Origin of the sequence: Bacillus cereus group sp. MYBKT111-2 (genome assembly GCF_051915205.1) — a bacterium.
Taxonomy (GTDB): Bacteria; Bacillota; Bacilli; order Bacillales; family Bacillaceae_G; genus Bacillus_A; species Bacillus_A paranthracis.
Genome location: NZ_JBQAEG010000007.1, coordinates 172,223 through 194,258, shown reverse-complemented (window position 1 = coordinate 194,258; position 22,036 = coordinate 172,223). Strand labels below are relative to the sequence as shown.

Genomic DNA, 22,036 nt, shown 5'->3' with positions numbered 1-22,036 from the left:
GTGCAAACTTACCATGAAAAAAATAGCATTAGCGGTATTAAGCCTTGGCCTACTTGTAAGTGGGTGTAGTGCAGGTGCCGATAAAGATGAAAAAGTGGTTGAGAAATCGGGGAAAGCAAAAGAGCAAGCAATCGTCCCGAATTACTCTATTTCGGATGAATATTATAAGACGACTATTCCATTTGTGGGAGGAAACGCACGTGGCTTAGTTGTGCAAGGAGTAAGTAATCGTCTTGATATAGATGAATTTGAAACAGGATTAATGCGTATTGCGAAAGAATCATTTAGTACGAAAGATAATGTTTTCAAAGGCGGAAAATCCCTAACTACTCAGTATATACAGATGCTTGTTAAAAGAAAACGTACAGATGCAGAACAAAAGGAACTAGAAGATACATTAAAAAAAGATGCGGTTAAATTCCCGAACATAGGGTTAAATCCTGCATTAGGTACAGGATCCGAATCATTAGAAGTGAAAAATAAAAAAAATCCAATATATATTTCAAATATTTTAGAGCATGATTATTATGTGAACAAAGGCGAAAAAGATGAGCGTAGTGGCATTGTAGTTGGATTAGCAATGAATTCGGTTCATTATTATGAGGAAGAGCATGGGTACCCGCGTGAGGCTGCAATTTCGAATGAAAAGATGTTAGCTGAAGGGAAAAAAATGGTGCCAGAAATCTTGAAAGTTATGCATCAACAAGATCCTGAGACAAAAAACCTTCCGATAACATTTGCAATTTATCGTCAGGCTCCGAAGTCTTCGCTCGTGCCAGGTAACTTTGTTTCTTATGCGAATGTCGAAAAAGGTAGTGAAACGGTTGAGGATTGGAAACAAATTAATGAGAAATATTATTTGTTCCCATCTGAACAAGCGAAAACAGATAATAAACGTGAGGACTTGGCGAGAGTATCAAACTTCAAGGCAAAATTAAGCGATTATTTCCAAGGTGACTATACAGCTGTTATCGGTACTGGTATGTATAGAGACGATGAATTAAGAGAAATAAAGCTTGATATTCCTGTCCAGTTTAATGGGAAAGCAGAAATAATTGGCTTTACACAATATGTAGCCGGGCTTGTTATGGAATACTTCCCGAATTATATGAAAGTACAAGTAACGATTAAATCTGTAGAACGTCCAGAAGCGATTATTATACGTGAGGCGAAGCAAGATGAGCCGTATGTGAAAATTTTAGATTAAATAGAAGGGCCGTTCCTTTATGGAACGGCTTTTTTTCTTGGGTAATTTTGTTATAATTTAAAATGTTATAAATAATGGGGTAAGGGGTAAAGCGCATGGACGAATTAAGTTTTCAAGTCATTATTTTATTAATCGCATTCGGTTTTTTAGCAGCTTTTATTGATTCAGTTGTTGGCGGTGGAGGGTTAATTTCGCTTCCGGCACTTATGTTTGTTGGTTTACCGCCAGCTTCGGCAATTGCAACGAATAAATTAGCTGCAACGATGGGGACGTTTACGAGTGCGATTTACTTTATTCGATCGGGAAAGGTCGATTTTAAAATTGTAGGAAAGTTAATCCCGTTAACTATTATAGGAGCAGTAGCAGGTGCTTTAGTAGTAAAGTTTATTCCTCCAGATATTTTACGTCCGTTAGTGCTTGTAATGTTGGTATTTATTGCTATTTATATTATTGCGAAAAAGGATTGGGGAAGTGTATCTACCTATAAGAAGATGACGAAAAGAAAAACATTAATATTTTTCTTTGTTATTTTAATGATAGGGTTTTACGATGGATTTTTTGGACCAGGGACAGGATCCTTTTTAATTTTTGCATTTTTATTAATTGGTTTGGATTTTATTCAAGCGGCAGCATCTGGAAAACTTTTGAACTTTGTTAGTAATATCGTATCATTAATCACTTTTTTATTTTTAGACGTAATTCATTTTGAATACGGTATTATTATGGGGTTATCGATGATTTTTGGCGCTTATTTTGGATCGAAGTTTGCAGTTCAAAAAGGTGTTGGATATGTAAGGACTTTATTTTTGTTAGTAACTATTTTATTGATTAGCAAAAACGTTTTGGAATATACTCATATTTTGTAGAGTTATACATTTGTATAACTCTGTTTTTTTATTATATTTTAAAAATTAATTAATTTTTAAAATATAAGTCTAGGAATATTTGAATAAATCTAAATTATCGTGTAGAATAATGTTGTAAAATGTAAACGTTTTTCTAAGGGGAGGCTAAAAATAATGGTAGTAGCATACAAACATGAGCCATTTACAGATTTTTCAGTGGAGGCTAACAAATTAGCGTTTGAAGAAGGTTTAAAGAAAGTAGAATCTTATCTTGGGCAAGACTATCCATTAATTATTGGGGGAGAAAAAATCACTACAGAAGACAAAATTGTTTCTGTAAACCCTGCAAATAAAGAGGAACTTGTTGGTCGTGTTTCAAAAGCAAGCCGTGAGTTAGCTGAAAAAGCAATGCAAGTAGCGGATGAAACATTCCAAACTTGGAGAAAATCAAAGCCAGAAATGCGTGCAGACATTTTATTCCGTGCTGCAGCGATCGTTCGTCGTAGAAAACATGAATTCTCTGCTATTCTTGTAAAAGAAGCAGGTAAACCATGGAATGAGGCAGATGCTGATACAGCAGAAGCAATCGACTTTATGGAATATTATGGTCGTCAAATGTTAAAATTAAAAGACGGTATTCCAGTAGAAAGCCGTCCAATTGAATATAATCGTTTCTCTTACATTCCATTAGGAGTAGGTGTTATCATTTCTCCTTGGAACTTCCCATTCGCGATTATGGCAGGTATGACAACAGCTGCTTTAGTTTCTGGTAACACAGTATTACTAAAACCAGCTAGTACAACTCCTGTAGTAGCAGCGAAATTCATGGAAGTATTAGAAGAAGCTGGCTTACCAGCTGGCGTAGTAAACTTCGTACCAGGTAATGGTTCTGAAGTTGGTGACTACTTAGTAGATCACCCTCGTACACGTTTCATTAGCTTCACTGGATCTCGTGATGTAGGTATCCGTATTTATGAGCGCGCAGCGAAAGTAAACCCAGGCCAAATTTGGTTAAAACGCGTTATCGCTGAAATGGGCGGTAAAGATACAATCGTTGTTGATAAAGAAGCAGATCTTGAATTAGCAGCTAAATCTATCGTTGCATCAGCATTCGGATTCTCAGGACAAAAATGTTCTGCATGTTCTCGTGCAGTAATCCACGAAGATGTATACGATCACGTATTAAATCGTGCTGTTGAATTAACGAAAGAATTAACAGTTGCTAACCCAGCTGTATTAGGTACAAACATGGGTCCTGTTAATGACCAAGCTGCATTTGATAAAGTAATGAGCTATGTTGCAATTGGTAAAGAAGAAGGTAGAATTTTAGCAGGTGGCGAAGGAGACGATTCTAAAGGCTGGTTCATCCAACCAACAATCGTTGCTGACGTTGCAGAAGATGCTCGCCTAATGAAAGAAGAAATCTTCGGACCAGTAGTAGCATTCTGTAAAGCAAAAGACTTTGACCATGCACTTGCAATTGCAAACAATACAGAATACGGTTTAACAGGAGCAGTTATCTCTAACAACCGTGACCATATTGAAAAAGCACGTGAAGACTTCCACGTAGGTAACTTATACTTCAACCGTGGATGTACTGGTGCAATTGTAGGTTACCAACCATTCGGTGGCTTTAACATGTCTGGTACAGACTCTAAAGCTGGTGGCCCTGATTACTTAGCACTTCACATGCAAGCAAAAACTACTTCTGAAACTTTATAAGAAATAGTAGAAGAGATCTTCGCAGTCTGCGAAGATCTCTTTTTTTGAAAAATTTTTTATATGTGGATTAAGATACATATCAGTAGAAAAATTAATATAAGGTGTACTTAAGTAAAATAAGGTATATTATATTGGTTGAATAAATTCTCTTTCAAGATAAGAAAAGTAGGTGAACAAAGTGGGAAAATATCAATTGGATTACAAGAGTCAGGTAGCTGTGGCAAAGTTTCATGAAAAACAGACGCCTGCCAAATTTGATAAAAAGCAGCAAATTGAAAATTTGCGTGCGGAGTATTTGAAAAAGAAGCAAAAACAAACAGATAAATAATAGGAGAGACTAGTCAATTTGAATTTAAAACACTTACCAAATATTACTATTTAGTAAGTGGAACTAGCTAAACCCTATTCATATCGGGATAAACATGTAAATAGAAACAAAGCAACGAGAAAAGTTGACTTATTAGTCACATTTTTTAGTATTCATTTTAAGGATTTCCTGTATAATACAATTTGAAAGAAAATCTATGGTTTGACAAGAAACACTCCTTTCGGTTTTGCTCACTGAAGGGAGTGTTTTTTTGTAGCTACAAACTCCGCTGTACTCATTACATTTGCATATACGCCATTTAAACTAGCCAAAATTGTGTTATGAATATAAACGGCTGGTATAGTAGCATTCTTAAAAGAAAGATCTTTTGTAGCACAAGCATCATGTATAACGGTACATTGCAAGCCGAAATCAAAAGCAGCTCTTACGGTAGCATCAATACACATATGAGTCATCATCCCGCATATGACGAGGTGCTCAATGTTTAAACGTTGTAATTGTTCTAGAAGGTCGGTTTCGCGAAAACTATTTGGATAATGTTTGAGTACAAAGTTTTCTTCTCTAAGTGGACGTACGCTTTCATGAATATGCACACCTTCTGTATTGGGCAGGAAAAAAGTAGCGTCATCTTTTATTGCTACGTGTTGGATATGAAAAATAGGTTCGTTTTTCGTTCTAAAGAGTTTTAGTAGCTGACTAGCATATGCACTTGCTTCTACTGGATTACGCAATTCCATTTTTCCATGTGGAAAATAATCATTTTGAATATCAACGAGTAAAAGAGCTGTTTTCATATATTTATCTGCCTCCAAGTTTCATATTCAAATAATGTTATTCAATTAGTAGAGAAGATTATCCTTTTAAAAATATGCGAGAAGGGAATTTTACATAACCTTTAAATTTGCTATTTTCTCATGATTTTTCATCTGAAAATTTTAATAAAGAAATAATTAATATTTTTCTAAAAAATGTATTGACTCTTATTATTCTGAGTTCTATAATGAGAATTAATTAAACGACAATTAAATCGATACATTCTTATCCAGAGAGGTGGAGGGACTGGCCCTACGATACCTCAGCAACGGGTTTTATAATACCGTGCTAACTCCAGCAAGCCTATAAGGGCTTGGAAGATGAGAAGATGTGAACGAGTACATATAAGTGCTCTCCTTCTTATCTTTATGGTTGATAAGAAGGAGAGCACTTTTTATTTTACCTCGAAAGCTCTACTTCAAGTTTTTACAGCATATAGGAGGGGAAAAAATGATTTCTTTTAACAATGTAAGTAAAGTATATGAATCAGGTGGGCAATCTGTTCATGCGGTGGAGGATGTAACGTTATCCGTTGAAAAAGGCGAAATTTTTGGCATTATCGGTTTTAGTGGAGCTGGAAAGAGTACGTTATTACGCCTAGTAAACATGTTAGAGAGACCAACGTCAGGAACGATTTCGATAGATGATAAAGATATTACATCATTATCGACGAAAGAATTACGGAAGCTAAGACAAAGAATCGGGATGATTTTTCAAAGCTTTAATTTATTTAATTCAAGAACAGTGTTTGGGAATATTGCTTATCCATTAAAGTTAGCGAAAGTACCAAAGAATGAGATAAAAGAAAGAGTAAATGAACTGCTGAAGTTTGTAGGGTTAGAAGATAAGGCAAACAATTATCCAGAGCAGCTATCAGGCGGACAAAAGCAGCGTGTAGGTATCGCTAGAGCACTCGCAACATCACCAGATATTCTTATATGTGATGAGGCAACATCAGCTTTAGATCCAGAAACAACGACAGAAATTCTAAACTTATTAAAGAAAGTAAATCGAGAATACAATTTAACAATTCTTCTCATTACACATGAAATGCATGTTGTGAAAGAAATTTGTCACCGTGTAGCTGTAATGGAGAAAGGAAAAGTTATAGAAGAAGGAAAACTGTTTGATGTTTTCACGCAACCGAAAACAAAGACGACTCAAAACTTTGTACGCTCAGTTATAAATGATCATTTACCGGAAAGTGTTTTAGCGAAAATTCAAAATGGTGGTCAGATTTATCGCCTAACATTTACTGGTGAGGAGACAGGACAGCCGGTACTATCATATATTGCAAAAAACTATAATGTTGATGTAAATGTACTGTACGGAAATATTATTGAACTTCAAAATGTGCTATTTGGAAATCTTCTTGTAGAATTGCAAGGCGAACAGAGGGAAATTCAAAAAGCATTACAACATCTAAGACTGCAAGTGCAGCTGAAGGAGGTAGAAGCTCATGCGAGTTGATTGGAGTATATTTTGGCCGCGCATACTAGATGCGACGGGGGATACCCTCTTAATGGTAATTGTAACCCTTATATTCGCTACAATTCTCGGTATACCTCTAGGTTTACTTTTATATGTAACGAGAAAAGGAAACTTTTTAGAAAATAAATGGGTCTTTTCTATTCTTAATATCATCATTAATACAATTCGTCCGGTTCCGTTCATCATCTTCTTAGTAGCTTTAAGCCCGCTAACAAGAAGTGTTATCGGAACGACAATCGGAACGGCGGCAGCAATTTTTCCAATGACGTTAGTTGCATCAATCGGTATTGCTAGAATGGTTGAAACAAATCTTGTTTCTGTTCCGAAAGGGGTAATTGAAGCAGCACAAGCAATGGGTGCTTCACCATTTAGAATTGTCTTTGAAATCCTTGTGCCAGAAGCGTTAGCGCCATTAATTTTAGGTGTTACATTTATGACAGTTGGTTTAATTGAATTTTCTGCGGTTGCTGGGCTTGTCGGTGGCGGCGGTCTTGGTGATTTAGCAATGACATATGGTTATCAACGTTTTGATACATCAGTTATGTTCGTAACGGTCGTTTTACTTATCATTCTTGTACAGTTAGCTCAAAACTTAGGAAACTACTTTGCGAAAGTCTTTTTACGCAGATCATAAAAAGGAAGCGGGGAAAAGGAAATGAAGAAAATTTTAGCATTTGCATTATCAGCGATTGTAGGGGTTTCAGCATTAAGCGGCTGCTCAAGTGGAGACACAGGGGCAGGAGCGAAAGAAAAAGTAGTTCGCGTCGGTGTAACTGGAACGGATGGAGACGCTTGGGAAATTTTGAAGAGGAAAGCTGAAAAAGAAGGAATTAAAATTAAACTGGTTGAGTTCTCTGATTACACAACGCCAAATAAAGCGTTAGCTGATGGAGATATTGAATTAAATTCATTCCAGCATATTGCTTTCTTAGAGCAATTTAAAAAGGAGCATAAGCTAGATATTACAGCTGTTGGTACAACGCAAATTGCACCAATGGGTTTATACTCTGAAAAACATAAGAAAGCAAATGAAATTCCAGATGGTTCAGAAATTGCGATTCCAAATGACCCAACGAACCAAGCACGTGCATTAAAACTTCTTGATGCAGCTGGGTTATTAAAGCTTAAAAAAGACTTTGGTCTATTTGGAGATCCAAGCGGCATTGCTGAAAATCCGAAGAAGTTAAAAATTACACCGGTTATCGCACAGCAAACACCTCGTGTATTAAAAGATGTAGCAGCTTCAGTTATTAATAACGGTGTTGCTGGTCAAGCGGGATTAGATCCAGCGAAGGATCCAATTTTCTTAGAAGATCCAAAGAATGAAAATGCGAAGCCATATATTAATATTTTCGCAGCTCGTACGAAAGATAAAGATGATCCAACACTGAAAAAAGTAATTGAATTATATCATTCAAAAGAAGTAACAGATGCAATTAAGAAAGAAACAAATGATGGTTCGATTTCAGTAGATCTTTCACTTGATGAGCTTGAAAAAATCGTAAAATAATGATTGGGTTTAATGGACTAACAGAAGGAACCCCTCCGCTGTTAGTTCGTTCAACATATAATCTACTTAACAAACAAAACAACCCTAATTCTGTACCTTCCAATTCTGTATAACATAGAATCCAATGTTTGTTAAGTAGAGTAATGGACCAGGAGTTTTCCTGGTCTTTTTTATGAATGAAAGTAGCTAGCGAATAGTAAGGTAATCCAAATTATAATAGGATAAGAAAATAAGCTGAAAGCGAGTGTAATTAAGAATTTATTTTTATGAATTAAGTGTTTTTGGGATAAAAAAAAGAAAATAGAAAAGATGGCAATGAAAACTGCGGATATTACGCCAGGGTTATAGGAACGGTAAATGAAAAACAAAATAATATGTTGAACAGAGTTGAAGAAAATTGCCCCTTGTATAAAAATAATCCAGTATATAGAAGGCAAGATGTTTAGTTGATATAGAAAGACGATAAGTAAAACAAAGAGAGTCAATATAGAGATCGCAATGGAAAATTGTTGACTAGTTATAAAAGTAATTGAAAATTGATTAGCAAGATATTGTGGCATTTGGAAAGATTCTTCAAGGTTATGAATGAAAAATAAAAAGGAAATTAGCCAGATTGTAAGAGGAGTAAAGTGTCTTACAGAAAATGTTTTTATCAATTTACATCAGCTCCAATAAAGGTGTAGAAAGCCTATAGGAAAAGGCCTTCTACAAGGATATAATTATTCAATTACAATACTTTTTAAATTGCTATTATGTTGTGGTTGTTCGGGAGCATAAGAAGATAGTTCCTCTTGTAAAATATTTAGCATTTGCTTAGCTGATTGCTGGATTGGGGCAGGTAACTCTTCTAATATATGCATACCTACTTTTATTTTTGTACGGATGACTTTCCTTAGTAGTTCTTCATGCATGTACGACACCTCCAAATCGAATGTTTAGTACATCATCTTCGAATTTTGCTCCTTGAATAGAAAGATGTGTTAACGTTTTGGGTAATGTGATGTTCCGCTTAACAGAACCAGCACGAATGATAAGCTCATCGCCTTTTTGATTTAATGCAAGTTCACTTTTGTTAGAGAAGGGAATGGACAGAACGAAAATATATTCATCGCCATCTTTTTTTACATATTGAGTGCGACCGTTAAATTTTACTTCAGTAGGACAATGATCCGTTTTAAATAAAGCATCTCCTACACGTTCTAACATAGGTAAACCAACAACTTCTTGTTCAAACATTGGAGCTTCGTAAATAGGAAGTGGATCAAAACTATCTTGAATTAATGTTTTATATTTCTTTTGGGTATCTTTCCATGCTTGAAAATAAGGATCGGTGACAGTGTTAGGAATGACACGATTGATCATAATGGCATCTACGTTATAATCGTATAGATTTAAATACGTAAAGCTACGCTGAGCCTCTTTAATAACCATTTTTTCGGGATTTACAACGATGCGGATACTCGTTACGTCTCGGTTTGATAAAATATCCCTCATTTCTCCGAGCTGTTCAAGTGTATTTGTTAATTCGTCCATAATATCATCGGTTGGCAGGGGGACACCAAGAAGTGGTTGAGCTACAGGGCGAACAACTTTTAAAACTTTTCTTTTAATAGGAAAGAGTTTTTCCATCCACCAGCCGAGCATGTCTGGAAAGCTGAGCATTGCTAATGTTTCTCCTGTTGGAGCACAATCAATGATAATAACGTCATATGTGTTTTGTTTATAATAATCGAGCACGCGAAGTAAGCTAATTAAATCTTCCATACCAGGAAACATCGTTAATTCTTCTGTTGTAATATCATCGGCTGCTTTGGAAGTGAAGAGTAGTGTAATATATTTCTGTAATTTTCCCCAGCCTTTTTCCATCTCATAAATCGTATTAATTTCTTGTGCCCACAAATTTTTACGAACTTCTAATGGCTCAGAAGATAGCTTTATACCAAATGAATCTCCTAAACTATGAGCAGGATCTGTGCTCATTACTAAAGTTTTTAATCCTTGTTTCGCACTTTGAATTGCTGTTGCTGCTGAAATGCTAGTTTTTCCTACGCCGCCTTTACCTGTATACAAGATAATTCTCATCATTCATATCCCCTTTGTTTCGAATGTCGAATATTACGAGTGTCGAAATATTTTTTTGAATAAAAACCCTATTAGGGTTTTTATTCAATCGGAATGTTTTTCATTTTAGGTGTAGAAACTTTTTCTTCTGTTTTTTGCTGTGACGTAGCGATGTGATTCATAATCTTTTGGAAGATTTGTAGTAAGAATGCTTTTTCTTCTTCTGATAAAGCTTCTGTTACTAAGCTAAAGTAATGGGCTGCATTTTGCTTTACTTCTTGAACGAGTATTACGCCGTTTTCTGTTAAACGAATTAATACAATACGTCGGTCATTTTCATCACGGTAGCGTTCAATATATCCCTTTTTTACAAGGCGATTTACAACACCTGTCGTTGTACTCATTGGTATATCAAGAAGATCAGCAATTTTCGTCATTGTAATATCTGTATTTCGTTCCATCCAAAGTAAACAAAATACTTCTGTTTTAGAAAGTGTTAAATCTAGGCTTACCCATTCTTCAGGATAGAAAAGTTTCTTGGCGTTATCTAGCAGTAAGTCTAAAAAATGTTCATATTGCAACAATTAATTCCACTCCCGTATATTTCGAGGTTCGTAATATTTATTTTTATTTTATGTAGAATAGAAATAATTGTCAATGATTTTAATTGTTTTTTCAGATTAGACAGAAAACTTTCTTTAAAATAGTATTCTTTTATGATAGATTTATAAATATAAAACTAGAATTTACATAAAAATCCATCATGGTAAATATACTTATCTATAATGGATGTACTGCTAACGAGGGGGAGAACGATGAGAAGACGTAATACGCAAGCGTTCACGTTTTTAGCATGGACTTCATTTGTTTGTGCGCTTTCAGGTATGCTAATTGGTATTTATACGCTAGATGAAACGCTTAGTGTAAAAGGATACTATTTAATTGGAACATTATTTTTAACGATGTCTTGTTTTGTATTACAAAAAACAATTCGTGATAATGAAGAAGATAACGAGAGATTTCCGAAAAATAAACCGTTAGATAAAGAGTAAATCGTAAAGAAAGGCATTCGCCTTTCTTTTTTTATGTAAAAATGCAGTAAGTGCCGTGTGTTGACTTGCTTGAAGTACTGAAAATTTGGTATCATCAATAGTATTGTAGATTGAACGATATATTATGGAGGTGGCCTAGCCGTGTCAAGAATTTCCGTTGAGAATGTAAAGCACGTAGCACATTTAGCACGTCTTGCAATTACTGATCAAGAAGCAGAAAAATTTCAAAAACAACTAGATGCAATTGTTACATTTGCAGAACAGTTAAATGAATTAGATACAACTGATGTAAAACCAACAACTCATGTATTAACTATGAAAAATGTTATGCGTGAAGATGTACCAGAAAAAGGTTTACCAGTAGAAGAAGTATTAAAAAATGCACCGGATCACAAAGATAATCAAATCCGTGTTCCAGCAGTATTAGAATAGAGGAGGGGAATTTCGATGTCATTATTTGATCATTCAGTATCAGAGTTACATAAGAAGTTAAACAACAAAGAAATTTCCGTTACGGATTTAGTAGAAGAATCTTATAAACGTATTGCGGATGTTGAAGATAACGTAAAAGCTTTTCTTACATTAGATGAAGAAAATGCACGCGCGAAAGCGAAAGAATTAGATGCAAAGATTGGTGCTGAAGATAATGGTTTATTATTCGGTATGCCAATCGGTGTAAAAGATAACATTGTAACTAACGGTCTTCGTACAACTTGTGCGAGCAAAATGTTAGCAAACTTTGATCCAATTTATGATGCGACAGTTGTGCAAAAGCTAAAAGCTGCTGACACAGTTACAATCGGTAAATTAAATATGGACGAGTTCGCAATGGGTTCTTCAAATGAAAACTCAGGATTCTACGCTACGAAAAACCCATGGAACTTAGATTACGTTCCAGGCGGATCTAGTGGTGGTTCTGCAGCAGCTGTAGCAGCAGGAGAAGTATTATTCTCTCTAGGTTCTGATACGGGTGGTTCTATCCGTCAGCCAGCTGCATATTGCGGCGTTGTAGGTTTAAAACCAACTTACGGACGTGTATCTCGTTACGGATTAGTTGCATTCGCATCTTCACTTGACCAAATCGGACCGATTACACGTACAGTAGAAGATAATGCATACTTATTACAAGCTATTTCAGGTCTTGACCGTATGGATGCAACTTCTGCAAACGTTGAAGTAGGAAACTACTTAGCTGGTTTAACAGGCGACGTTAAAGGTTTACGTATTGCTGTACCGAAAGAATACTTAGGAGAAGGTGTTGGCGAAGAAGCTCGTGAGTCAGTACTAGCTGCTTTAAAAGTATTAGAAGGTATGGGCGCAACTTGGGAGGAAGTATCTCTTCCGCACTCTAAATACGCTCTAGCAACGTATTACTTATTATCTTCTTCTGAAGCATCTGCTAACCTTTCACGCTTTGATGGCGTACGTTACGGTGTTCGTTCTGATAATGTAAATAATTTATTAGACCTTTACAAAAACACACGTAGCGAAGGTTTCGGTGATGAAGTAAAACGTCGTATTATGCTTGGTACATTTGCACTTAGCTCTGGTTACTATGATGCATATTACAAAAAAGCACAACAAGTACGTACATTAATTAAAAACGACTTTGAAAATGTATTTGCTAACTACGATGTTATTATTGGACCAACAACGCCAACTCCGGCATTTAAAGTGGGCGAAAAGGTTGATGATCCAATGACAATGTATGCAAACGACATTTTAACAATCCCAGTAAACTTAGCGGGTGTTCCAGCGATTTCTGTTCCATGTGGATTCGGTGCTAACAACATGCCACTTGGTTTACAAATCATTGGTAAACACTTCGATGAAGCGACAATTTACCGCGTTGCACATGCGTTTGAGCAAGCAACAGACTATCATACAAAAAAAGCAAGTCTGTAAGGAGGCGAGCATAGATGAATTTAGAAACAATTATTGGTTTAGAGGTTCACGTTGAGTTAAAAACAAATTCGAAAATTTTCTCTGCGAGTCCAACAGAATTCGGAGCGGAGCCAAATACACAAACAAGTGTAATTGACTTAGGATACCCAGGGGTACTTCCTACTTTAAATAAAGAAGCAGTTAACTTTGCAATGAAAGCTGCAATGGCATTAAATTGTGAAATCGCAACGGAAACGAAGTTCGACCGTAAAAACTATTTCTACCCAGATAATCCGAAAGCTTACCAAATTTCTCAATTTGATAAGCCAATTGGTGAAAATGGCTGGATTGAAATCGAAGTAGACGGTAAAAAGAAACGTATCGGTATTACACGTCTTCATTTAGAAGAAGATGCTGGTAAATCAACGCATACGGCTGATGGTTCATTAGTAGACTACAATCGTCAAGGTATGCCTTTAATCGAGATCGTGTCTGAGCCAGATATGCGTACACCGGAAGAAGCATATGCATACTTAGAGAAGTTAAAATCAATCATTCAATACACTGGCGTATCTGATTGTAAGATGGAAGAAGGTTCCTTGCGTTGTGATGCGAACATTTCTCTTCGTCCAGTTGGACAAGAGAAGTTCGGTACAAAAGCAGAACTGAAAAACTTAAACTCATTCACTTACGTACAAAAAGGTCTTGAGCACGAGCAAGTGCGTCAAGAAAAAGAATTATTATCTGGTGGTATCATCCAACAAGAAACACGTCGTTATGATGAAGCAACGAAGAAAACAATCTTAATGCGTGTGAAAGAAGGATCTGATGATTACCGTTACTTCCCAGAACCAGACTTAGTTGAACTTTACATCGACGATGAGTGGAAAGAAGCAGTTCGTGCTTCTATTCCAGAACTTCCAGATGCACGTAAAGCTCGCTACGTTGCAGAATTAGGCTTACCAGCTTATGATGCACACGTATTAACATTAACGAAAGAAATGTCTGATTTCTTTGAAGCAACTGTTGCAGACGGTGCTGATGCGAAATTAACATCAAACTGGTTAATGGGTGAAGTACTTGCATACTTAAACAAACAACAAAAAGAATTAAAAGATGTTGCATTAACGCCTGCTGGTTTATCTAAAATGGTTCAATTAATTGAAAAAGGTACAATTTCTTCTAAAATTGCGAAGAAAGTATTTAACGAATTAATTGAAAAAGGTGGAGACCCAGAGGAAATCGTTAAAGCGAAAGGTCTTGTTCAAATTTCTGACGAGGGTACACTTCGTAAAGTTGTAACAGAAATTCTTGATAATAATGAGCAATCTATCGAAGACTTTAAAAACGGTAAAGACCGTGCGATTGGCTTCTTAGTTGGTCAAATTATGAAAGCTACAAAAGGACAAGCAAATCCACCGCTTGTTAACAAAATCTTACTTGAAGAGATTAATAAGCGATAATAGTAGTAACTTTTAAAGATTAAGCAGAAAAACACCCGTACATGGGTGTTTTTCTAGGTTAATCAAACGTTTGTTTAAATGAGAGAAAATCATTTAAACAAACGTTTGATTAACTGTCAAAAGTGGAAAAATGTTTGTATAGCAACTATGGTATGATAGTTGCAAAAAGGTGGGAATAATGATAAATCTAGAAATAGAGGTTTTTTCATCTCATGAAATAATAGATAATTATTATTCGTTATATGTAAATTGTTGTGAGGAAATAGATGGACATACATTTTTTGTCAAATAAAACAAAACCATTGAAATGAATATTTACTTTTGATGGGCTACACGAATCGGGTTCTTACTGCCTGTTTGAGCGAGATAAAAGAAGGATAGGAAGATGAGAGGAGGTAGGCACGGGAATACTGAATAGAAGTTCGGTATGTTCTTTGTCGATACATAAAGAAATTTCCTGTGCTAATAAATGATGAAGCGAGCAAGAATTATTTATAATCCTACTTCTGGGCGTGAGCTATTTAAGAAGAGCTTACCGGAAGTATTACAAAAATTAGAACAAGCTGGATATGAAGCATCTTGTCATGCGACAACGGGTCCTGGAGACGCAACTGTGGCGGCGAGGCAAGCTGCGGATCGTAAATTTGATGTTGTTATCGCTGCTGGTGGTGACGGCACGTTAAATGAAGTAGTGAACGGTTTAGTAGGGCATGAACATCGTCCAAAGTTTGGAATTATTCCGGTTGGAACGACTAATGACTTTGCACGTGCAATCGGTGTACCTCGTTCTATTGAAGAGGCAGCGGATATTATTTGTGAAGGAAAAACTGTGCCATTAGACCTTGGTAGAGCAAACGATACATATTTTATTAACATCGCTGGTGGCGGCCGTATTACAGAATTAACATATGAAGTACCAAGTAAGCTAAAGACTGTATTAGGACAACTTGCTTATTATTTAAAAGGTATCGAAATGCTACCATCACTACATCCAACATATGTTGAAATTGAGTATGATGGAAAATTACTACAAGAAGAAATTACGATGTTTTTAATTACGAATACTCGTTCAGTGGGTGGCTTTGAAAAGGTAGCACCATATGCATCGATTAACGATGGCTTATTTGATTTATTAGTGCTGAAAAAAGGTTCGATTGCCGACTTAATTAAAGCTGCAACACAAGCGCAGCGTGGTGAACATATTAACAATCCAAAAGTACTGTACACACAAGCGAACCGAATTAAAGTACATTCACCAGATAAACTAATGATTAATTTAGACGGTGAATATGGTGGAGATGCACCGATGGAATTCGAAAATATATATCATTGTCTGGAACTATTTGTTCCTGAACATCAAGAGGATGCCCTGTAAAGGCATCCTTTTTTATTTATACATATATGAACGTGTCCAAGGAATGGAATCACTAATCCCTTTTGTAAATACAAATTGATGTAAATCAATGTTACCAGTATAAAACGAAGCTGCACAAGCATTTAAATACAAGCGCCACATACGAATAAATCGTTCATCTTTTGTTTTACGTATTTCATCTAGTGTATTTTCAAAGTTTTCTGCCCAGTGTTGAAGTGTTTTACCGTAATGTCTGCGCAAGCTTTCAACATCAACTATAAAGAAATGCTGATTAGTTATGTTAGTAATGCGATGGAGGGATCTTTTATTATCTCTTTTTTGGCAAGAGGTTTGTGGAATGTAATATGAAATTGAGGATTCCCTTCACCGTACTGTACAGTGTTTCCATCCCAAAGTGTAATTTGAACAGGATCTAAAAACAGATTTTCTAATGTTTTCTTATAAAATATTTCTTCAACCATATATAAACATCTCCTACTTAAAAAAAGAATTAGGAAACTATCATGATAGTTAATGAGGTTAAGTAATTAGCTGATTTTCAATAAGATGAGAGTAATTTTACGCTTCTGTTACGTAATAGTCAAACAATCCGGTTTGTATTGTAAATTGGAAGTTAGTTTGATTTTCATGGTATTTTTACAATTCGTTTATTTTATATCCATACTTTATTGATACACTGGAGGAGATAAGAGACGAGAGGTGGGGTGTTATGGAGAAAGTAAAAGCAATACTATTTGATAAAGATGGGACATTAATGGATTTTCATTCAATTTGGATAAAAGTGGCTGAAGAACTTGTGGCTGAATGTATAAAATTATACCAACTGCCACAATCAATGCAGCCGACTTTATTAAAAGAAATCGGTGTGGATGGGGTATTTGTTCACCCACGTAGCGCAATAGCGGCAGGAACAAGCCTTGATGTGGCAAAGGGGCTTTGTAAGTATATTACGTCATCTAAAGAAGAGGAAATGCATGAATGGGTAAGTGAAAAACTGTTTGCCCTTATGTACGAGCATCGTTCTTACATGAAAATGACGGCAGATTTACCGAGAATTTTACAAAGCTTAAAGGATAGAGGATTTATTTTAGGTGTTGTTACAGCTGATGATTTTGCACCGACAGAATTATTTTTAAAACAGTATCAATTAGAGACCTTTTTTGATTATGTTGTAGCTTCAGATACATTTGCGGCACAAAAACCCGATAAAAGAATTATAGAATCCTTCTGTGAGAAGTTTCATTTAAAGGCATGTGAAGTAGCGGTCGTTGGGGATACACCGACTGATTTATATTTAGCGAAAAATGGTGATTGCTATGCAATTGGAGTACTATCTGGTACAGGGAATCGTCAAACATTAGAACCACTTGCGGATTTAGTAGTACAATCTGTTGGGGACTTTATTTCGCATTCAGGTGAGTTGACTTGGGAACAAGGAAAGTCTAATGTGTAAGAAAAATAAGTCTATAAAGACTCGTTATGAGTCTTTATAGACTTATTTTTTATGGCGAAATAGATGAATACTAGAAAAGAATATTGGCATACATTTTGCAATGAAAAGAGAAAACAATGTAAAGAAAAGGATGGGGTACGTAATGAATATAAAAAAATTTGCTAAAGTAAATGAACAAATTCCTGGACCGAAAGCAGCGTCTTTATTAGAACGCCGCCAAAATATAGTACCAAAAGGAGTAAGTAATGGCATCCCAACGTTTGTACAATCTGCAAATGGTGCTCTTGTTACTGATGTTGATGGTAATCAGTACATTGATTTCGCTGGAGCGATAGGAACAATTAACGTAGGACATTGTCACCCAGCTGTTAAAGAAGCGCTCCATAAACAAGTAGATCAATACATTCATACTGGCTTTAATGTCATGATGTATGAGCCATATATTGAATTAGCAGAAAAACTTGCGGCATTAGCGCCGGGAAGTTTTGATAAGCAAGTACTATTTTTAAATAGTGGTGCAGAAGCAGTTGAGAATGCGGTGAAAATCGCTCGTAAATATACAAAAAGACCTGGTATTATTGCATTTTCTAAAGGTTTCCATGGACGCACATTAATGACAATGACGATGACAAGTAAAGTAAAACCATATAAGTTTGGATTTGGTCCATTTGCGCCTGAAGTCTATAAAGCACCATTCCCGTACGAATATCGCCGCCCAGAAGGATTAACGGAAGAGCAGTACGATAACTTTATGATTGAAGAGTTTAAGAATTTCTTCGTATCAGAAGTAGCACCAGAAACGATTGCAGCCGTTGTAATGGAACCTGTTCAAGGGGAAGGTGGATTTATCGTCCCAAGTAAGAAGTTTGTGCAAGAAGTACGCAATATTTGTTCAGAACACGGCATCTTATTTGTAGCGGATGAAATTCAAACTGGATTTAGCCGTACAGGAAAATATTTCGCCATTGATCATTATGATGTCGTTCCGGATTTAATTACGGTATCTAAATCATTAGGTGCTGGTGTACCAATTAGTGGTGTTATTGGGCGCAAAGAAATTATGAATGAGTCTGCACCAGGAGAACTTGGTGGAACGTATGCAGGAAGCCCGCTAGGATGTGCGGCAGCATTAGCAGTACTTGATGTAATAGAAAAAGAGAATTTAAATGATAGAGCGATAGAATTAGGAAAAGTCGTAATGAACCGATTCGAAGAGATGAGAAATAAATATAATTGCATCGGTGATGTGCGCGGTTTAGGAGCAATGTGTGCATTTGAGCTCGTTCAAGATCGTAAGACGAAAGCACCTGATAAAACGTTAACAGCTAATTTATGCGCAGAAGCAAATAAACGCGGCTTACTTCTACTATCAGCAGGAACATACGGTAATGTTATTCGTGTGCTAATGCCATTAGTGATTACAGATGAGCAACTGGAAGAAGGATTAACAATCATTGAAGAATCGTTGCAAGTCTGTTATGAGAAAGCAAATATTGCTCGTGTTTAAAAGTTAAATAATAAAACAGCAAACATTCTAGCTGACTCTATATAAAATGCAGAAAATTCACTTTATAATAAAGGTAGTGAAGTGAATCGACGGATTGGAAGTTAGGGGTGGCTAGGATGGTTGCAGAAAAGGAACGAGTGTTAATGGATTTACAAGATGTATTTGAATATGCGTTTGACGAAATTTTTGTGACTGACGAAAAGGGAATCGTTGTACGTGTAAATAGTACATGTGAAAGGCACTATCAATTGGCTGCAAAAGAGTTAGTGGGTAAACATGTAAAAGAATTGCAGAAAGATGGTATCTTTTATCCATCAGCAACGTTAGAAGTAATTGAAAAAAAGAGGCCAATCGAACTCGTTCAGACGACAAAATCAGGAGAGTATTTACACGTTCGTACAAGGCCTGTTTTTGATGAAGAGGGCAATTTAAGAAGAGTAATTAGTTACTCTCGTGATCTTACAGAACTCTATCAATTACGTCAAAAGGTAGAAGAAATGGATAATCAGTTAAAAACATATAAAAAAGAATTAAGAGAAACATATGAACATGAAGGACTTATTTTTAAAAGTATCGCTATGCAAAAAATAGTCGAGACAATCAAGAAAGTATCCGTGGTAGATAGTACGGTTCTCGTTTTAGGTGAGACAGGAGTAGGAAAGAGTCGATTGGTGCGTCATTTACATGAAGTGAGTAACCGGAAGAATGAAAGTTTCTATGAAATTAACTGTGCGGCATTGCCGACAAATTTAATTGAATCAGAGCTTTTTGGATACTCGGGCGGATCCTTTACAGGTGCGAATCGTGAAGGGAAAAAGGGACTATTAGAATCAGCGCATAAAGGAACGCTATTCTTAGATGAAATTGGCGAAATGCCGCTTGAAACTCAAGCAAAGCTTTTGCAAGTGTTGCAAGAAAAAACGTTTCGCCCTATAGGCGGAAGAGAATTAAAAAAGGTGGACGTTAGAATTGTAGCGGCAACAAATAGAGATTTAAGTATGATGGTGAAACAAGGAACATTTCGGAAAGATTTATATTATCGTCTGAATGTCATTCCCATTGTAATCCCGCCACTACGGGAAAGAACAGAAGACATTTTGCCACTTATTTATCATTATTTACAACACTTTAACGAGAAATATGGTAGAAATGTAAAATTAGCGCCTAGCACATTACAAATGTTTGTTAGTTACCCGTGGGAAGGAAATAATAGAGAGATTGAAAATGTGATTGAGCGAATTGTTATAACTGCCGATGATATCGTTACGATAGAAGATTTACCAATAGCGATGCAAGAATCAACAGTTGAACAGTCCGGTCAAAGTCTCTATAAAATGTTAGAAGAAGTAGAACGGAATATTATTTTGAAAGCATATAAAACATATGGATCGAGTTATAAAGTAGCGGAGTTTTTAAAAATAAGTCAATCTGCTGCCACTAGGAAAATAAAGAAACTTATAGAGGAGGAAGAGAATATTGGATAAAAAAGCGACGTTTGTAAATGTAGAGAAAAAGGCGATGTATATAAATGGTGAGTGGATTACATTGCAAGAGCAAATCGAAGTAAATAATCCAGCAACGAAGGAAATATTTGCGACTGTACCAAAGGGCGGGGTAACAGAGGCAAAGCAAGCTGTTGATGCTGCGCATGAAGCTTTTAAATTATGGTCTAAGTTAACAGCGGCAGATCGTGCAGCGAAATTAAAAAAATGGTTCACACTTATTGAAGAAAATAAAGAAGAGATTGCAGCGATCATGACGAAAGAACAAGGAAAGCCCTTTGCAGAAGCGCTTGGTGAAGTGAATTATGCAAATAGTTTTGTTGAATGGTATGCAGAAGAAGGAAAACGCGTATATGGTGAAATGATTCCTGCTTCTCATCCGAATAAACGTATTTTAGTCATGAAGCAACCAGTTGGTGTTATGGCAGCTATTACGCCTTGGAACTTCCCGGCTGCTATGATTACGAGAAAGGTAGCTCCGGCGCTTGCAGCAGGATGTACAGCGGTTGTAAAACCTGCAAGTCAAACGCCGTTAACTGCGTTAAAATTAGCTGAATTAGCTCATGAAGCAGACATTCCAAAAGGCGTAATAAATATTGTAACAGGTAGTGCGAAAGCAATTGCTGATACGTGGATGGAAGATGGGCGTGTTCGAAAAGTGTCCTTTACAGGATCAACGGAAATTGGGAAAGAGTTAATGGCTAGTGCGGCACAAACGATGAAAAAGGTTTCACTTGAGTTAGGCGGTCACGCACCGTTTATTGTTATGAATGATGCAGACTTAGATAAAGCAGTAGAGGCAGTAATCGGTTCGAAATTCCGTAACGCAGGACAAACGTGTATATGTACAAACCGAGTATTTGTTCAGGAAGAAGTGTATGAAGCGTTTGTAGAGAAGTTTCAAAAGGCAGTAGGGCAGTTAAAAGTAGGGGACGGTTTCAGTGACGGAACGACTGTAGGACCACTTATTGACGAGAATGCAGTTTCAAAAGTACAAGAACATATTGAAGATGCTATTCAAAAAGGTGGAACAGTTTTATATGGTGGCCAAAAGGTTACAGAGCTAGATGGACACTTTATTCAACCAACTGTAATTGGATTAGCGAATGATACGATGCTTTGTATGAATGAAGAAACATTTGGACCAGTTGCACCTGTTGCGAAATTTAAAACGGTTGAAGAAGTAATTGAACGTGCGAACAATACGCCATACGGTTTAGCAGCGTACATTTTCACGAAAGACATTAGCCAAGCATTCCAAATTAGTGAAGCACTAGAGTATGGTATTATCGGTTTAAATGATGGCCTCCCATCAGTTGCACAAGCGCCGTTCGGTGGCTTTAAAGAGAGTGGCATTGGTCGTGAAGGAGGTCATTTCGGTATTGAGGAATATTTAGAAATTAAATATATTTCATTAGGACTATAAGTAGTATACTAGAATCTCTATAAGGTAACAGAGAAGGAGATTCTAGTATGGTATATTGGCTATTATTACTTGTAACAATTATTTTTGAAGTAGCTGGAACAATTGCGATGAAATTATCAAACGGTTTAACAAAGCTCATTCCAAGTGTACTTATTTTTGTATTTTACGGAATTTGTTTCAGCGTGTTCGCCATCGTTGTAAAAAAGATTCATTTAAGTATTGCTTATGCAATTTGGTCTGGTGTTGGGACGTTACTTATTACGATTATTAGTGTGTACTTTTTTAAAGAGCACATTAGCCTATTCCAAGCATTTTGTATTCTTTTCATCGTGTTAGGAGTAATTGGGCTTAAGGTTTCATCTGCATCATAAAAGGCTATCTTCCAGTGTGGAAGATA

The 22,036-nt window shown here is 36.2% G+C and carries 23 protein-coding genes, 1 pseudogene and 1 riboswitch; of the genes and pseudogenes, 17 read left to right on the top strand and 7 right to left on the bottom strand.

Going from position 1 to position 22,036, the window contains the following annotated elements:
- Positions 1–13 precede the first annotated feature (13 nt).
- From ACTFNE_RS20245 to ACTFNE_RS20230, 4 genes are all read left to right on the top strand, one after another.
- Positions 14–1,207 carry a CamS family sex pheromone protein gene (locus ACTFNE_RS20245; RefSeq protein WP_000717043.1) on the top strand — a complete coding sequence of 398 codons (1,194 nt, stop codon included), beginning with the start codon at positions 14–16 and terminating at the stop codon, positions 1,205–1,207.
- Positions 1,208–1,302: 95 nt separating this feature from the next.
- A complete protein-coding gene (locus ACTFNE_RS20240; RefSeq protein ID WP_046199396.1) occupies positions 1,303–2,073 on the top strand; it encodes a TSUP family transporter in 771 nt (256 codons plus the stop codon).
- A gap of 153 nt (positions 2,074–2,226) precedes the next feature.
- Positions 2,227–3,774: an L-glutamate gamma-semialdehyde dehydrogenase gene (gene pruA, locus ACTFNE_RS20235; RefSeq protein WP_000259550.1), complete on the top strand. Its 1,548-nt coding sequence runs from the start codon at positions 2,227–2,229 to the stop codon at positions 3,772–3,774.
- 178 nt (positions 3,775–3,952) lie between these two features.
- Positions 3,953–4,102, top strand: coding sequence for a hypothetical protein (locus tag ACTFNE_RS20230; protein ID WP_000521652.1), 150 nt, complete (start codon positions 3,953–3,955; stop codon positions 4,100–4,102).
- Between the two features lie 230 nt (positions 4,103–4,332).
- On the opposite strand, the gene ACTFNE_RS20225 is transcribed toward ACTFNE_RS20230, so the two are convergent.
- Entirely contained in the window at positions 4,333–4,896 is a 564-nt protein-coding gene (locus tag ACTFNE_RS20225) for a cysteine hydrolase family protein (RefSeq protein ID WP_046199395.1), read from the bottom strand.
- Positions 4,897–5,137: 241 nt separating this feature from the next.
- A riboswitch (SAM riboswitch) is annotated at positions 5,138–5,242 on the top strand.
- A 123-nt stretch (positions 5,243–5,365) separates the two neighbouring features.
- Between ACTFNE_RS20225 and ACTFNE_RS20220 the strand changes: the two genes are divergently transcribed.
- Genes ACTFNE_RS20220 through ACTFNE_RS20210 form a run of 3 tightly spaced genes read left to right on the top strand, consistent with a single transcriptional unit; the run spans position 5,366 to position 7,916 of the window.
- Positions 5,366–6,385, top strand: coding sequence for a methionine ABC transporter ATP-binding protein (locus ACTFNE_RS20220; protein ID WP_046199394.1), 1,020 nt, complete (start codon positions 5,366–5,368; stop codon positions 6,383–6,385).
- A complete protein-coding gene (locus ACTFNE_RS20215; RefSeq protein ID WP_046199393.1) occupies positions 6,375–7,040 on the top strand; it encodes a methionine ABC transporter permease in 666 nt (221 codons plus the stop codon). The genes ACTFNE_RS20220 and ACTFNE_RS20215 overlap by 11 nt, the downstream gene beginning before the upstream one ends.
- A 21-nt stretch (positions 7,041–7,061) precedes the next feature.
- Entirely contained in the window at positions 7,062–7,916 is an 855-nt protein-coding gene (locus tag ACTFNE_RS20210) for a MetQ/NlpA family ABC transporter substrate-binding protein (protein ID WP_000721603.1), read from the top strand.
- A gap of 170 nt (positions 7,917–8,086) precedes the next feature.
- Here ACTFNE_RS20210 and ACTFNE_RS20205 read toward each other — a convergent pair whose 3' ends face one another.
- From ACTFNE_RS20205 to ACTFNE_RS20190, 4 genes are all read right to left on the bottom strand, one after another.
- Entirely contained in the window at positions 8,087–8,572 is a 486-nt protein-coding gene (locus tag ACTFNE_RS20205; RefSeq protein ID WP_270705143.1) for an HXXEE domain-containing protein, read from the bottom strand.
- Between the two features lie 63 nt (positions 8,573–8,635).
- A complete protein-coding gene (locus ACTFNE_RS20200; protein WP_046199392.1) occupies positions 8,636–8,827 on the bottom strand; it encodes a DUF3926 domain-containing protein in 192 nt (63 codons plus the stop codon).
- Positions 8,820–10,001, bottom strand: coding sequence for an ArsA family ATPase (locus ACTFNE_RS20195; protein ID WP_073543755.1), 1,182 nt, complete (start codon positions 9,999–10,001; stop codon positions 8,820–8,822). The genes ACTFNE_RS20200 and ACTFNE_RS20195 overlap by 8 nt, the downstream gene beginning before the upstream one ends.
- Before the next feature lie 77 nt (positions 10,002–10,078).
- Positions 10,079–10,561, bottom strand: coding sequence for a MarR family winged helix-turn-helix transcriptional regulator (locus ACTFNE_RS20190; RefSeq protein WP_000942473.1), 483 nt, complete (start codon positions 10,559–10,561; stop codon positions 10,079–10,081).
- Between the two features lie 231 nt (positions 10,562–10,792).
- On the opposite strand from ACTFNE_RS20190, the gene ACTFNE_RS20185 reads away from it, so the two are divergent.
- The 5 genes from ACTFNE_RS20185 (at position 10,793) to ACTFNE_RS20165 (ending at position 15,751) form a co-directional block, all read left to right on the top strand.
- Entirely contained in the window at positions 10,793–11,029 is a 237-nt protein-coding gene (locus ACTFNE_RS20185) for a YiaA/YiaB family inner membrane protein (protein ID WP_001254393.1), read from the top strand.
- 141 nt (positions 11,030–11,170) lie between these two features.
- Entirely contained in the window at positions 11,171–11,461 is a 291-nt protein-coding gene (gene gatC, locus ACTFNE_RS20180; RefSeq protein WP_000086999.1) for an Asp-tRNA(Asn)/Glu-tRNA(Gln) amidotransferase subunit GatC, read from the top strand.
- A 15-nt stretch (positions 11,462–11,476) separates the two neighbouring features.
- Complete coding sequence (gatA, locus tag ACTFNE_RS20175; RefSeq protein WP_270705144.1) at positions 11,477–12,934, top strand: Asp-tRNA(Asn)/Glu-tRNA(Gln) amidotransferase subunit GatA; 1,458 nt, start codon at positions 11,477–11,479, stop codon at positions 12,932–12,934.
- A gap of 14 nt (positions 12,935–12,948) precedes the next feature.
- Positions 12,949–14,376, top strand: coding sequence for an Asp-tRNA(Asn)/Glu-tRNA(Gln) amidotransferase subunit GatB (gatB, locus tag ACTFNE_RS20170; protein WP_001047685.1), 1,428 nt, complete (start codon positions 12,949–12,951; stop codon positions 14,374–14,376).
- A 469-nt stretch (positions 14,377–14,845) separates the two neighbouring features.
- A complete protein-coding gene (locus ACTFNE_RS20165; protein WP_000977671.1) occupies positions 14,846–15,751 on the top strand; it encodes a diacylglycerol kinase in 906 nt (301 codons plus the stop codon).
- 12 nt (positions 15,752–15,763) lie between these two features.
- Here ACTFNE_RS20165 and ACTFNE_RS20160 read toward each other — a convergent pair.
- Positions 15,764–16,039, bottom strand: a pseudogene (locus ACTFNE_RS20160) (class I SAM-dependent methyltransferase); the annotation flags it as partial.
- Positions 16,027–16,212, bottom strand: coding sequence for a DUF7884 domain-containing protein (locus ACTFNE_RS20155; protein WP_046199389.1), 186 nt, complete (start codon positions 16,210–16,212; stop codon positions 16,027–16,029). The pseudogene ACTFNE_RS20160 and the gene ACTFNE_RS20155, both read right to left, overlap by 13 nt.
- A 248-nt stretch (positions 16,213–16,460) precedes the next feature.
- Between ACTFNE_RS20155 and ACTFNE_RS20150 the strand changes: the two genes are divergently transcribed.
- From ACTFNE_RS20150 to ACTFNE_RS20130, 5 genes are all read left to right on the top strand, one after another.
- Positions 16,461–17,204, top strand: coding sequence for an HAD family hydrolase (locus ACTFNE_RS20150; protein ID WP_046199388.1), 744 nt, complete (start codon positions 16,461–16,463; stop codon positions 17,202–17,204).
- Positions 17,205–17,346: 142 nt separating this feature from the next.
- A complete protein-coding gene (gene gabT, locus ACTFNE_RS20145) occupies positions 17,347–18,711 on the top strand; it encodes a 4-aminobutyrate--2-oxoglutarate transaminase (protein WP_046199387.1) in 1,365 nt (454 codons plus the stop codon).
- Between the two features lie 116 nt (positions 18,712–18,827).
- On the top strand, positions 18,828–20,195 hold the full coding sequence (locus ACTFNE_RS20140; RefSeq protein WP_046199386.1) for a sigma-54 interaction domain-containing protein: 1,368 nt from the start codon (positions 18,828–18,830) through the stop codon (positions 20,193–20,195).
- Positions 20,188–21,639, top strand: coding sequence for an NADP-dependent succinate-semialdehyde dehydrogenase (gabD, locus tag ACTFNE_RS20135; RefSeq protein WP_000358101.1), 1,452 nt, complete (start codon positions 20,188–20,190; stop codon positions 21,637–21,639). The genes ACTFNE_RS20140 and gabD overlap by 8 nt, the downstream gene beginning before the upstream one ends.
- A gap of 47 nt (positions 21,640–21,686) precedes the next feature.
- Positions 21,687–22,010, top strand: coding sequence for a DMT family transporter (locus ACTFNE_RS20130; RefSeq protein ID WP_000263254.1), 324 nt, complete (start codon positions 21,687–21,689; stop codon positions 22,008–22,010).
- Positions 22,011–22,036: the final 26 nt, after the last annotated feature.